Here is a 13,708-nt window from a genome sequence, read left to right as displayed (position 1 = left end):
TGTAATTAAATTATGTATTGCGTAATTAATTATTTTCAGTATGATAGAAATCATAAAGTCAATATTTCTTGTTTGAGCCCAAGCTGCTCAATAGATAAGACGAAAAATATCTGTCGTTTTTTCAAAAACTTGAACCAAGCAAGATGAAAAATTTAATCGTTTTTACAGAATGAGAAACAAGGAAGGTACAGCATGGCACAACAATTAACCTGTTTTCTTGAGATTGATCCGCAATCAGATTTCACAATTCATAATTTGCCGTACGGTATCTTTAGCGAAACAGCACAAGGCAATCAGCGTGTTGGTGTTGCGATTGGTGACTGGGTACTCGATCTTGCAGCTTTGGAAGCAGATGGCCTACTCCACAGCAGTGTGCCGAACTGTTTTAATCAAACCACACTGAATAAATTTATCGAGACCGGTAAGCAAAACTGGCAAGCCGTTCGTAAAACCTTACAAAGCTTACTGTCTGCTGAAAATCCGGCATTACGCGATAACGCAGATTTACGCCAGAAAGCCTTATTCAAACAAGACAGCATTACCCTGCATTTACCTGTGCATGTGCCTGGTTACACCGATTTCTACTCATCTAAAGAACATGCCACCAATGTGGGCACCATGTTTAGAGACCCGAAAAATGCACTGCTCCCGAACTGGAGTGAACTGCCAGTAGGCTATAACGGTCGTGCCAGCTCTGTAATCGTCAGTGGCAAAGATATTGTCCGCCCTTCTGGTCAGATCAAGTTACCGAATGAAGAACGTCCTGTTTTTTCAGCAACACGCAAGCTCGACTTTGAGCTGGAAACGGCGTTTGTGGTGGGTAAAGCGACTGAACTGGGTGAACCGATTGCGATTGAAAATGCATGGGATCATATCTTTGGGATGGTGCTCTTAAACGACTGGTCAGCACGTGATATCCAGCAATGGGAATATGTTCCGCTAGGCCCGTTCAATGCCAAGACTTTTGCCAGCGCGATTTCTCCTTGGATCGTCACCATGGAAGCCTTAGCGCCATTTAAAGTGCAAGGCCCTGAACAACAACCGCAACCTCTTGCTTATTTAAAGGAAAATGTTGCCAACAGCTATGACATCCATCTGAGTGTTGAAGTGCAAACCCCTCAAACACAACAAGCAGAAGTGATTTGCCAGACCAACTTTAAATATATGTACTGGTCGATGGCACAACAACTGACCCACCACACCATTGCAGGCTGTAATGTTCAGGTTGGCGATTTAATGGGCTCTGGTACCATTTCAGGGCCAACTGAAAACTCTTACGGCAGCTTGCTTGAGTTGACCTGGAATACCACCAAGCCACTTCAGCTATCCAACGGTGAAACACGTGGTTTCCTTGAAGACGGCGATCGTGTGGTCATGAAAGGTTATTGTGAAAAAGATGGCATTCGCGTGGGCTTTGGCGAAGTTGCCAATACCATTTTACCCGCACGTCACTTTGCTTTTAATGAACAAAAGGACGAGCGCTATGAAACTGTATAGCTATTTTCGTAGCTCGGCCGCGTACCGTGTCCGTATTGCGCTGAACCTGAAACAGATTGCCTATGAAACCCAGCCTGTTCATTTGGTCAAAAATGAACAGCAACAGGCAAATTATGTTGCACTGAATCCGAGCCAACTTGTTCCTACGCTGATTGATCAGGATCATGCGCTTTCCCAGTCACTCAGTATTTTGGAATATCTGGAAGAACAGTATCCGGAAAAGCCACTGTTGCCTAAAGATGTGATTGAGCGCGCTCAAGTACGGGCCTTTGCTCAGGTCATCGCCTGTGACATTCATCCGCTGGATAATCTGAGAGTGTTGAAATATCTCAAGAATGATCTTGCGGTCAGCGATGAGCAAAAAAATCAATGGTATCAGCACTGGATTATTGAAGGCTTTAAAAGTCTGGAAAAACAGTTGCAGCATTCCAATGGGCAATTCTGTTTTGGCACACAAGCCACTTTTGCTGACTGTTGCCTGATTCCTCAGGTCTATAACGCCAAGCGCTTCAAAATAGATTTAAGCGCTTTTCCAAAAATTGAATCGATTTATCAACATTGTCTAACCCTTCCAGCATTTTTACATGCTGCACCAGAACAACAACCAGATTGGGAATAGCGATAAAAGGAGTTTTATCATGAGCTTTGCAATTAAAAAAATTCACCATGTGGCCTATCGCTGTAAAGATGCCAAAGAAACCGTGGAATGGTATAAAAAAATGCTCAACATGGATTTCATTCTGGCCTTTGCAGAAGACCATGTGCCGTCTACCAAAGCCTTTGATCCTTATATGCATCTCTTTCTCGATGCCGGACAAGGCAATGTACTAGCATTTTTCGAACTCCCGACCCAGCCTGAAATGGGACGTGATGAAAATACACCACAATGGGTGCAACATATTGCCTTTGAAGTTGAAGACTTAGATGCATTGATGACAGCAAAAGCACATCTGGAAGAAAACGGGGTCAAGGTGCTCGGTGTCACCAACCATGGTATTTTCCATTCGATCTATTTCTTTGATCCTAATGGTCACCGTCTGGAGCTGACCTACAATGATGTCCATGCTGATGCAAAAATTGCACGCATTACCGAAGAAATGAAACTGGAAATGCTGGACGAATGGAGCCGAACCAAACGTGCCCCACATCATACGCACTTCCTGCATGAAGATGAATTAGGCGCCTAATTCAGGTTCAAGCGCTCGGCATTGGGGATCTATCGCTTCAATGCCGATTTTTATTGTCTGAATTTAAGTCAGGTATCGGCTGTTCATGGCTGATCGATGCTTGTCATACAAATATCGTGTAAGCTGATTAAAAACAATTGTATGCTTATACAATTCACCTATTTGAATCATTTAAAAAGGTGATTTCTATTTTAGCTTATGCTCAGGCATTATGTACTGCAGTAAAACGAAATACGGATCGCGAACGTATGCAGATTAAGGGTTAGTGAATGATTGAAGAAAAGTTATCTGGTGGGGTTCAATCACTTGAGGTCGGTTTAGCCGTACTCAATGCCCTTTTGGAACATAACAAACCGATTATATTAAAAGAACTGTCTAGCCGACTGGATATGCACCCTGCCAAGGTTCACCGTTATCTGGTCAGCCTGATCCGCATGAATTATGCCAAACAGCTTGAAGATGGTCAGTATGCCTTGGGTGATCAGGCATGGCGTCTGGGTCTAAACTGTATTCAGCATACCGATGTATTACAACTGGTACAGCATCTGATTTACGAATTACAAAACAAGATTGGATGCGGCATCCAGATCAGTAAATGGTCGCCTAGAGGCCCGCTCGTGGTGCAGTCCATTGAGTCAAACCACCCGATTTCAATTGTCACCAAAGTGGGTTCGGTTATGCCTCTAATCAACTCCGCTGCGGGACGGGTATTTGCGTCTTATATGCCAGAGGCGATCATTAAGCCGCTGATGCTGGCTGAATGGGATAAAGCTGCACAGAACCATTACCCGATCAAACCGGGCAATTGGGATGAGTTCCTTACCCTTAAACAAACGACACTGCAACACGGTATGGCCATAGCACAAGGCGATCTGCTGGTCGGCATCAATGCGGTGGGTTTACCAATTTTTAATGCACATCACTCGATGGAGTTCTGTATCGTGGCGCTGGACAGTGAAATGTTCTTCTCGGTGCAGGAAGGCAGTGAAAAACTGGAACTGTTTAAACGCGAAGTGGCTGCCATCAATCAATATATTCAAACCCGTTAATTTTTAGGCAGCAAAAAAAGCCAGAAAGTGAACTTTCTGGCTTTTTCGTTTCTTCAAGTTTTAGCTTATTTGGCTTCTAATACACCACGGCGAATCTGATCACGCTCGATTGATTCAAACAGTGCCTTGAAGTTACCTTCGCCAAAGCCATCATCATCTTTACGTTGAATAAATTCAAAGAAGACAGGCCCCAGCATGTTTTGCGAGAAAATCTGTAATAACAATTTTTTCTGACCATCTTTGGTGTTGCCATCCAGCAAGATACCGCGTTTTTGCAGCTCTTCAGTTGGCTCGCCATGATCCGGTAAACGCTCTTTCAACATTTCATAATAGGTTTCAGGCGGTGCTGTCATAAACTCCATGCCTAAACCTTTTAACTTGTCCCATGTTGAAATCAGGTCATCGGTAATAAAGGCAATATGCTGGATGCCTTCACCATTAAAGTCCGCAAGGAACTCGGCAATCTGACCGTTACCCTTGTCTGAATCTTCATTCAATGGAATACGGATCATGCCATCAGGCGCAGTCAAGGCTTTCGAGGTTAAACCGGTATATTCACCTTTAATATCGAAGTAACGGATTTCCTGGAAATTAAAGATTTTTTCATAGAAGTTCGCCCAGTATTCCATACGTCCTTTATAAACGTTATGGGTTAAATGGTCGATTTCATTTAAGCCTGCGCCTTTTGGATTACGCTCGACATCATCAAAGAAAACAAAGTCATTTTCATAAATATCACGGTCTACCAGGAAGATTGGCATACCACCAATACCCTTGATTGCAGGAATATTCAATTCCATTGGACCCGCTTGTGAGTACATCGGCTCTGCGCCCAGTTCAATTGCATTTTTAAATGCCTTGGCTGCATCACGGGTTCTAAAGCCCATTGCACATGCAGATGGACCATGTTCTTTAAAGAAGAATGAAGCATAGGATTCTGGCTGGTAATTCAAAATGATATTGATATTACCCTGGCGCCATAAATAAACTTTTTTAGATTTATGCTTCGCCACCTTGGTAAAGCCGATTGTTTCAAAGATCTGGTCTAATCCATTTTCCGTCGAAACAAATTCAATAAAAGCAAAACCACATAGTTCTAATGGGTTATCTAAAATGTCCATCTAGTTTCCCTTATTTAGATTAATTCATCCGTTGTGAATGCAAATTCCCATGTTTTGTGTTGGCTAATCTAAGCTGACTCAACAAACTGGTACTACGATGCATTACGTTTAGAAAAGGTCACCGGTGTTTTTATAAGTATGTCAAAAGCATCCGTGTTGAAACCTTTCCTTCCATAAGTAAGCCCATGCAATCGTAAAGTATGAACTTTTTCTGCATAGGCCCTCAACCATAAATTCATGCTACAAGAAAGATTGAATTTATGCAATACATAATTAAATTATGTTATGTGTAATTTTATAGGTTTTTTCTTATCTAACATCAGCTGTTTTAAGCTCCATTCGGGCTAATTCTTGCAGGAGACAGAATTTAAAAAGAAAAATGCCATGAACTAAATCAGACATTGGTCTCAAGAGCAGAAAATCAGCGCTTCAGAAGCAGAATATTATTTTGAACAAAAATCAAGAAGGTCTAGAAATAAGGAATATAGAAGATGAAGGCATACCGATAACACACATTTATCGGTATGCTCGCATTTTAGGATGGAAATGCCCAAAGATCCTGAGCACCGATGCGATCTGATAACAATCTGAAAGCAGCCGGTTCCAGATCCTGATCGACCACGATATAGCCTTTTTCATTATTCTTTAAGGCTGAACATTTATTTTCAGTGAGTTGATAACTCGCGATATTTGCCAATAGGCTTTCACTGATTTTTGCTGTAAAGCGACAGTTTTGATCGAGTGAAAGCATTTGCCCTTGCGCTTTCACTTCAACTGGAATCGAACTGCCATCAGCCAAAGATAAGGCATAGCGTCCCACCAGCTCATTCACACTTAGCTTTTGATCAGCAATTTTTTCATAGTGGGCAAACTCAAGCCTAAGATTTTTATCGCTTTGATTGCTATGCCATGTGTTAGTTGCTACATCATAATGCATTACGATCTGAGCACGATCTTGCGCATCATTCAAAACCACCAGCTTGCTGCCATCCGCACCTGAATAGTATTTACCCACTGTCGGCAATTCCTGATCGGTTTCGATACTGACCGAATAAGTACCCACCGCTAAAGCAGGCACTGGCTCAGGCTTCTCGACGGGCTGTTCTTGCCGGTCATGGTTGTCATCATGACAAGCGCTCAAGGCTAAGCCAAGAAGTAATATCCATAAACAACGTTGCATTGGCCTTCCCCTTATTTAAACAGGTTTTTAAGACGGATCTTGAGCCATTGTTGCGCTGCAGGACGATGGTCATAGGCCACTTGCATTGCAGTCACTGCTATCTTGCTTTGCACCACTGCACTTTCATCTGTTGCTTGAGCTGCTGTCGGGGCACTGGAATTCATGCCAAAACCTAAACCGTATTGATTGGCACCTTTATCATCTTTACTGACTTTAAAATTAAAGTTGTACAGGTCATAGCTGCCAATTTTCGAAAACGCGAACGGCGTGCTATTGCTTAAGTTCTTTGGAAAGTTGACATTCAGGGTAATGCCTTTCGGTAACAAAGCACCCTGTCCGGCTTTATTTTGCAGCTCTTTCAATAATACGACTGTCTGTTTTGCCACAATCACGGAATTGGCATTATTTAAGGTCTTGTCATCCACCGTATTGGAGTCTGCACTTAAGGCAATCGATGGAATACCTCGGGCTGCCGAAAATTGTATATTGCCAATCGTGCCAGAATGAACCACCACCCGACCAACATTCTGCCCTTCATTGGGTCCAGACAGGACCAGATCTGGGGCTTTGCCCCAGCGCTTATTGGCAACCACATCCAGACCATACGCAGTGGCCATAACCGGTGTACCGTGCACATAGTTCCAGTCGCCATTGTTATAACCGGCTTTGCTAAATGGGCCTGCGGCTGGTGCGCCAATCGCTGCTGCTCCATTATGGCAGCCATTTTCAGCCGCAATCTGCTTATCATTGTCTGCTGAAATTACGCTGGCACTGTACATCACGATCGCCCCGCCACGCCCACTTTGCGGTGAACATGGCACAGAGACCAGCACACTATGACCATTGGCCTTTAACTCGTCATACAGCGCTTTGACATTACTGGTTAAACCATCATCGTTAACAATTAAAATATTTAAAGCAAAGGTCTGCATGCTACAGCCCGCTAAAATTAATCCACCCCAAAAATGCTTGTTCATCCTTCGATCACTATTCAAAAATATTTGCTAGAAACAATAGTGCCGGAATATGAAAATTTTATGACCCAGCCCTCTTAAATGCTTTAGAAAACAAGCGGCTTCAAATGTGAGTGACTGTCTTAAATTCTTAACAAAGTTCGATTAGTTTAAATAAATAATGAATGAGGCCTTAACAGAGCATTAACCATGACCGAGATATCAACCTTCGAAAAACTGACCCAACTGCTGGATGCGTATAGTCATGAACATGGTGCCCGACCGCAAAAAATTTTAATTGGCTATAAGGCCTATTATCATCTTATGGGAAATTCAAACTTCGCCACAGAAGTCACCGATTCAGCCTTAAATCCAAATAAAAGAAGATATAAAAAGATAAAAATCAAAGTCACCAAAGATGACTATCAACTTGAGCTGGAATAATGTTCTTGCCTGAAAAGGCAGGTGTTTCTATCTATAATGTATGGGCTTAGATCAGAATTTCATTTTCGTTATAATATTTTTCCAGTTCAGTAATCAACTGTTCTTTGCCATCCATGCCATAGAATGCAAAATTGATTTTTTCCAGATAATTGACAATAAAAATCAGGCGACTGTTTTCATCATTCTGACGCTTCTTTTCTTGCAGGAACTTTTTATATGCGATAAACAGTTGCTCACTTTTACGCATTTTTTGCCTTCTCAAGCACACTTTATTTTCTAGCTCAAACATATACTTTAGACCTTACTCCTTCGGAAATAAAAACCCACCGAAGTGGGTTCAGAAGCCATCAGAATGTTGTGTTAGAAAACATCAAAATTATTATTTTTATGCTCTAACCAACCATTTCTTGTTGTTGTAGAACCAGCATAGTCGGAGGTGATGACAGTTCTATGACGGATCAGATGCCTTTCCATTCCCTTTTCATCAGCTTAGCTTTCTACACGATGTTGTTGAGCATTTTTGATGGGTATGCGATGAGGTCATTGATGACTCTTTTCCAGATAAATTACTTTGCTATAAGGCAGTTGGAGACGAATTTTTCCAGCTTTAGATGATCGAGATAATGAATAATTGAATCACGAAGTCAAAAATAGAAGTGAGTACATAGGATTGGTTTCTGAAAAGTCCACGCCTTTTTTTGTTTGACTTGCGTACGGGTAAAATATATACATAAATAATGATACAGGTTGTATCACGATATAAAAATACAAGAATCAAGAATAGGATTTATAACAATGTCTCATCAAATTAATCTGCCAAGGATTATGGAAATTGGCAAAAATGCACGAAGCAAGCTTCCGCTGATTCTGAAAAGTTTAGGTGCAAAAAAACCACTGATCATTACCGATAAGATGATGGTTTCACTAGGATACATCGCACAGATTCAAGCGATATTAAAGGCCGAACAGATCGACAGTGATTACTTTGATGAAACCATTCCCGAACCCACCTCGAGCTCGATTGAAGCAGGTGTTGAGCATGTCAAAAACCATGCTTATGATGCCATTATCGCGATTGGTGGCGGTAGCCCGATAGACAGTGCAAAAGCAATCAGCATTTTAAGCAAACACGGTGGTGTCATCGCTGATTATAAATTTCCCCGCCAAGTCAATGAAATAGGTCTTCCGATTATTGCCATCCCGACCACAGCAGGAACAGGTTCAGAATGTACACGTTTCACCATCATTACCAATGACCTGACCAGCGAAAAGATGCTCTGTGCGGGTTTAGGTTTTTTACCTGTTGCAGCGATTATCGATTATGAACTGACGATGTCACTGCCTGCCCGAACCACGGCAGATACAGGAATTGATGCACTGACCCATGCCATGGAAGCCTATGTGAGTAAAAAAGCCAGTCCCTATAGTGATGCGCAAGCAATCGCTGCAATGAAACTGATCGGACCAAATTTGCAAAAAGTGTATCACCAGCCTGACAATGAATCTGCGCGTAAAAAGATGATGCTTGGCTCAACGTTGGCAGGCATTGCCTTTTCCAATGCCTCTGTTGCATTAGTGCATGGCATGAGCCGCCCAATTGGTGCTTTTTTCCATGTCCCTCATGGTTTGTCGAATGCCATGTTATTACCTAGCGTCACAGCATTTTCAATTCAAGCCGCACCTGAGCGCTATGCAGAATGTGCCAAAGCGATCGGCTGTGCGGATTATGATGACTCGGATGAGGTCGCCAATCAAAAGCTTATTGATACCCTCATTGAAATTAATCGAGATTTGGCGGTACCCAGCTTAGCTGAATTTGGCGTCAGTAAAAGTGATTTTGATCAGGTGGTACAGACTATGGCTGAGCAAGCATTGGCTTCAGGTTCACCGTTAAATAATCCTGTTGTCCCCACGATTGAACAGATCATCACGCTTTATCAACAACTTTGGCAAGAACCAAAACCAGCACTGATTTACGAGAATAAACTTACCGAAAAAAGCTACACATAGAACTGATCTAAAAGGCTGACCATGATCGCTTATCTGCCACACGATTATACAATAAGCGATCAATCATTGATCTGCGAATCTTGAGGTCTATCAAATGTTTTACAGCTGCTAGAAACTGTTGAGCGACCAAAAAATTGAAATAGCCATTAAAAAAGGATATTGAGTAAAAGACTTACTCAATATCCCTTAAGAGTGACTCAATAATAGTTTAGGCTAAAAAAGCGCTGACCATTATTGAATGCAATCAAAGCGCTGGGTTTAGCTGGTAAAGCGCCCATATTCATCGCGTTTTTGATTGCCGCGCCCACGGCCGCCACGATCATCGTCTTCATCGTCGTCATCATAACGGCTACGGCCTCGGCCACCAGAACGGCTGCCACCACGACGATCATCTTCATCGTCGTCATCATAACGGCTACGGCCTCGACCACCGGAACGGTTGCCACCACGATCATCGTCTTCATCGTCGTCATCATAACGGCTACGGCCTCGGCCACCAGAACGGTTGCCACCACGATCATCTTCATCATCGTCATCACGACGGCTGCGACCACGGCCACCGGAACGGTTGCCACCGCGATCATCTTCATCGTCATCATCACGACGGCTGCGGCCTCGGCCACCGGAACGGTTGCCGCGACGATCATCATAATCATCGTCATCACGACGGCTGCGACCACGACCACCGGAACGGTTGCCACCGCGATCATCTTCATCGTCATCATCACGACGGCTGCGACCACGACCACCAGAACGGTTGCCACCACGATCATCTTCATCATCGTCATCACGACGGCTGCGGCCACGGCCACCGGAACGGTTGCCACCGCGATCATCTTCATCGTCATCATCACGACGGCTGCGACCACGACCACCAGAACGGCTGCCACCACGATCATCTTCATCGTCATCATCACGACGGCTGCGACCACGACCACCAGAACGGCTGCCACCACGATCATCTTCATCGTCATCATCACGACGGCTGCGGCCTCGGCCACCAGAACGGTTACCACCACGATCATCTTCATCGTCATCATCACGACGGCTGCGACCTCGGCCGCGACCACCGCGATCCTCATAATCGTCGTCCTCATCGTCACGACTGCTAGAACGACGACCATTTCTGTGACTTAAAGAGCCTGCTTCACGTGCTTCTTCAGAGGTAAATTCGTGCGCATTGCCGCGGGAATGGGCAATACGTCCTGCCTCCCGGGCTTCCTCTGTGGTAAATTCATGCGCATTTCCGCTTGCATGGGCTGCACGTCCGCCCTTACTTGCGATTTCCCGTAATCGATCGGGATCCATACTCGCGAATCCACGGTTTGAGGTACCTGAGTTATTATCTTGATCATCGTTTCTAGAATCTTGATTAGCCATGATTATCTCTTCCTCTATTAAAATTATATAGGCCGTTATATAGCGGCTATATTCACCATAAGAGATAAAATGCTTTTGCTCTAACCCCGCTATGTTTCAATACTTTTAAATGTTTCTCAGTTATATTTTTCTAAAATTCATATCTTCATGTTATCTGTGATTTTTTTAAGTTATATTTTTTTAAATTACCCGATGATTTTTACGCTTTAAATCACACAGAGATAAAAGCATTAATAAAGTCAACAAATAAACATTCATTTACAACCCTCATCTAAATAGTTAAAGTTTACATAAAAAAATACAAAGCATATGTTTAAAAAAACAATTGAATTGAAGACATTAAAAATTGAGCAGAGAAAAAATTTTAGGAGAGTTAAAATGAATAAAAAACAAGAGACAGATTCAGTGATAGAACTGCAATCGACCTTTATCCGTTTGCTCAGTCCTGAAATTTTGCTGGCTCATCTCGACATTAATCATAATGACTGGATTGCCTATGACTCGGACTGGTTTTATAAGGTAGAAAAAAAAGATATTGCCTTGCCATTCCAGCGCATCCTGTACATGACCAACAATATGAAAAATATTGAAATTTGCAGTAATGAACAGGAGTATTCCAAGGCGTTAGACGTTCAACAAGCTGCTGTCAGTAACAGTACTTTAGCAACAGCTGAAAAAATAATTCGAGCAATCCTCAACTTGGCAGATACCACACCCATTGAAAACTGGACTCAAGATACAGAAAACAGAACACTTGTTGAAGATATTATTGCCAGTAACCATATTAAGATTTTAGCGATTGTCTAAATGTCATTTTATAATCGTTAGAATTTATATTTTTTTACCACCTTCTACGGAAAAAATACAATTCCAACTAATCAAAACATTGTCCTTACCGAAAATAACATCTTTTTCCAAGATGATGAAAAGTAATCGAAGCAAAGGACGTTAGAGATGAGTAATAACCCGAATCAATATCCAACAGCTGCACTGGCGCAAGAACAACAACACCAGCCTGGAGAGCAACAAGTTATGCATCCAGAACCTGAAATCATTAAGTCAAGTCATCAGGGCAGTCATAAGCTTAAAGATAAAGTGGTGCTGATTAGTGGTGGCGATAGCGGTATAGGCCGTTCCGTCGCGGTGTTATTTGCCCGCGAAGGTGCAGATGTCGCAATTATTTATCTTGAAGAACAACAAGATGCTGAAAAAACCAAACAACTGGTTGAACAAGAAGGTCAGCATTGTTTACTGCTCAAGGAAGATATTAGCGATCCCAAAAGTTCAGAAAAATGTGTCGCAGAAATCCTTAAGGTGTTCGGAAAGATTAATATCCTGATTAATAATGCCGGTGTACAGTATCAACAAAAAGATCTTGGCGATATTAGTACCGAACAACTGGAAAAAACATTTAAAACCAATATATTTTCAATGTTTCATTTAACCAAAGCCGTGCTGCCTCATTTAAAAGAAGGAGACAGCATTATTAATACCACCAGTATTACCAGTTATCATGGACATGATGAATTAATGGACTATGCCAGTACCAAAGGCGCAATTACCACGTTTACCCGTAGTTTATCCAATAATCTGATGAAGCAGAAAAAAGGCATCCGAGTCAATGGTGTTGCACCTGGCCCGATCTGGACGCCCCTGATTCCAAGTAGTTTCGATGCAGAAACTGTCGCAAAATTCGGTCAGGACACGCCAATGGGACGAATGGGCCAGCCGAGTGAAGTTGCGCCAGCCTACTTGTTTCTGGCGTCTGATGATGCCAGTTATATCACCGGACAGGTCATCCATGTCAATGGTGGTGAAATCGTGAATGGCTAAGTGAGCAAAAAACCTCCTTCGGGAGGTTTTTTAATAAAAACAAGAGGCTAAAACATGGATCAGCACGTGAATATGGAACTTGTACAGCAGAGGGCTTTACTGTATTTACTTAATTTTCTAAAACAAAAACATTACCGTTTTACTGTGATTACTCCGCTCAGCCATGAACGGATTTTTATGCGTAAGCAAAATTTACCCAATGAACTTCGAAGTTTAAAAGATATCTTTGGCTGGAATCTGCCCTTTTATCCACAAGATCTTGATCAACACCTTTTTCTGATATTAAAAAATGCCCACCTGATCCGTATTGAAAACCAGCAGTGGTTGAGTCTTGTTCGGGTCGCCTCTCTGGATGATCAATTATTTATTCATTCCGCTTTTCCAACCGTTGAAACCGATGCGGTGTTCTTTGGTCCCGACACCTATCGCTTTTATTATCATCTTAAACAATATTTGCTCACTCAGCCCCAGACTGTAAAACGCAGTGTAGAACTGTGTTGTGGTGCTTCTCCGGTGGCTATTGCGGTTGCCCGCTTATTTCCTGAAACGACAGAAATTTTCACGGCCGACATCAATCCCAAAGCCCTGTTTTATAGCCAGATAAATAAAAAGTTTTTAGGTATCGATAATATTTTTCCCATCCACAGCAATTTGTTCTCTGCTCTGGAAGGTGATTTCGATTTGATTTTTGCCAATCCACCTTATCTGATGGATCTGCATGAACGTCAATACCGCCACGGCGGAAATACACTGGATGGCACGGACCTATCCTTTAATATTCTCACAGAAGGCATAAAAAGGCTTACGCCTCAAGGCACGTTATTTTTATATACAGGAATTGCAATCAGCCAAGACGGCAATAAATTTTTACAAGCCGTCGATCACTGGATGCAACATTATCCAGACTTTAAATACAGTTATGAAGAAATTGATCCGGATGTGTTCGGAGAAGAGCTGGAACAACCTGCCTATCAGCATATTGAGCGCATTGCCATAGTCCTGGTCAAGCTTTCTGCTGCCTGAGCAATACTTTATTAAACGGATATAAAAAAAG

At 42.5% G+C, this 13,708-nt stretch carries 14 protein-coding genes; 9 read left to right on the top strand and 5 right to left on the bottom strand.

All coding sequences use genetic code 11. The annotated features are described in order from the left end of the window. Nucleotides 1-192: 192 nt before the first annotated feature. From fahA to JO943_RS00855, 4 genes are all read left to right on the top strand, one after another. Nucleotides 193-1,497 carry a fumarylacetoacetase gene (fahA, locus tag JO943_RS00870; RefSeq protein ID WP_005230128.1) on the top strand — a complete coding sequence of 435 codons (1,305 nt, stop codon included), beginning with the start codon at nucleotides 193-195 and terminating at the stop codon, nucleotides 1,495-1,497. Beyond that, nucleotides 1,484-2,116: a maleylacetoacetate isomerase gene (gene maiA, locus JO943_RS00865; RefSeq protein ID WP_005230126.1), complete on the top strand. Its 633-nt coding sequence runs from the start codon at nucleotides 1,484-1,486 to the stop codon at nucleotides 2,114-2,116. The genes fahA and maiA overlap by 14 nt, the downstream gene beginning before the upstream one ends. A 19-nt stretch (nucleotides 2,117-2,135) precedes the next feature. Beyond that, nucleotides 2,136-2,684 (top strand): VOC family protein, encoded by a 549-nt coding sequence (locus JO943_RS00860; RefSeq protein ID WP_005230124.1) that lies wholly within the window; start codon nucleotides 2,136-2,138, stop codon nucleotides 2,682-2,684. A 269-nt stretch (nucleotides 2,685-2,953) separates the two neighbouring features. After that, a complete protein-coding gene (locus JO943_RS00855) occupies nucleotides 2,954-3,733 on the top strand; it encodes an IclR family transcriptional regulator (RefSeq protein WP_150953777.1) in 780 nt (259 codons plus the stop codon). Between the two features lie 65 nt (nucleotides 3,734-3,798). Here the strand turns inward: JO943_RS00855 and hppD are convergent, their stop codons facing one another. From hppD to JO943_RS00840, 3 genes are all read right to left on the bottom strand, one after another. After that, on the bottom strand, nucleotides 3,799-4,854 hold the full coding sequence (hppD, locus tag JO943_RS00850; protein WP_005230119.1) for a 4-hydroxyphenylpyruvate dioxygenase: 1,056 nt from the start codon (nucleotides 4,852-4,854) through the stop codon (nucleotides 3,799-3,801). Between the two features lie 535 nt (nucleotides 4,855-5,389). Continuing rightward, the gene (locus JO943_RS00845) at nucleotides 5,390-6,034 is read right to left on the bottom strand and encodes a hypothetical protein (RefSeq protein WP_199972743.1); all 645 of its coding nucleotides are present in this window, start codon (nucleotides 6,032-6,034) and stop codon (nucleotides 5,390-5,392) included. 11 nt (nucleotides 6,035-6,045) lie between these two features. After that, the gene (locus tag JO943_RS00840; protein WP_202739699.1) at nucleotides 6,046-7,011 is read right to left on the bottom strand and encodes a 5'/3'-nucleotidase SurE; all 966 of its coding nucleotides are present in this window, start codon (nucleotides 7,009-7,011) and stop codon (nucleotides 6,046-6,048) included. Nucleotides 7,012-7,197: 186 nt separating this feature from the next. Between JO943_RS00840 and JO943_RS00835 the strand changes: the two genes are divergently transcribed. Then, nucleotides 7,198-7,431 carry a hypothetical protein gene (locus tag JO943_RS00835; RefSeq protein WP_005285444.1) on the top strand — a complete coding sequence of 78 codons (234 nt, stop codon included), beginning with the start codon at nucleotides 7,198-7,200 and terminating at the stop codon, nucleotides 7,429-7,431. Nucleotides 7,432-7,477: 46 nt separating this feature from the next. On the opposite strand, the gene JO943_RS00830 is transcribed toward JO943_RS00835, so the two are convergent. Beyond that, nucleotides 7,478-7,678 (bottom strand): hypothetical protein, encoded by a 201-nt coding sequence (locus tag JO943_RS00830; protein ID WP_227614385.1) that lies wholly within the window; start codon nucleotides 7,676-7,678, stop codon nucleotides 7,478-7,480. Between the two features lie 548 nt (nucleotides 7,679-8,226). Here JO943_RS00830 and JO943_RS00825 point away from each other — a divergent pair. Further along, nucleotides 8,227-9,441 (top strand): iron-containing alcohol dehydrogenase, encoded by a 1,215-nt coding sequence (locus JO943_RS00825; RefSeq protein WP_202739697.1) that lies wholly within the window; start codon nucleotides 8,227-8,229, stop codon nucleotides 9,439-9,441. A 258-nt stretch (nucleotides 9,442-9,699) separates the two neighbouring features. Here the strand turns inward: JO943_RS00825 and JO943_RS00820 are convergent, their stop codons facing one another. Then, nucleotides 9,700-10,821: a KGG domain-containing protein gene (locus JO943_RS00820; RefSeq protein WP_202739696.1), complete on the bottom strand. Its 1,122-nt coding sequence runs from the start codon at nucleotides 10,819-10,821 to the stop codon at nucleotides 9,700-9,702. A 378-nt stretch (nucleotides 10,822-11,199) separates the two neighbouring features. Between JO943_RS00820 and JO943_RS00815 the strand changes: the two genes are divergently transcribed. The 3 genes from JO943_RS00815 (at nucleotide 11,200) to JO943_RS00805 (ending at nucleotide 13,677) form a co-directional block, all read left to right on the top strand. Beyond that, a complete protein-coding gene (locus JO943_RS00815) occupies nucleotides 11,200-11,628 on the top strand; it encodes a hypothetical protein (protein ID WP_199972738.1) in 429 nt (142 codons plus the stop codon). Nucleotides 11,629-11,775: 147 nt separating this feature from the next. After that, nucleotides 11,776-12,654, top strand: coding sequence for an SDR family oxidoreductase (locus JO943_RS00810; RefSeq protein WP_202739695.1), 879 nt, complete (start codon nucleotides 11,776-11,778; stop codon nucleotides 12,652-12,654). Nucleotides 12,655-12,708: 54 nt separating this feature from the next. Next, nucleotides 12,709-13,677: a methyltransferase gene (locus JO943_RS00805; protein WP_202739694.1), complete on the top strand. Its 969-nt coding sequence runs from the start codon at nucleotides 12,709-12,711 to the stop codon at nucleotides 13,675-13,677. The last annotated feature ends 31 nt before the right edge of the window (nucleotides 13,678-13,708 follow it).

This window comes from Acinetobacter sp. 'aerobic (ED)' (assembly GCF_904886855.1).
GTDB lineage: Bacteria > Pseudomonadota > Gammaproteobacteria > Pseudomonadales > Moraxellaceae > Acinetobacter > Acinetobacter courvalinii.
Note: the sequence above shows the minus strand (reverse complement) of the source record. Positions and strands in the feature narration are given on the sequence as shown.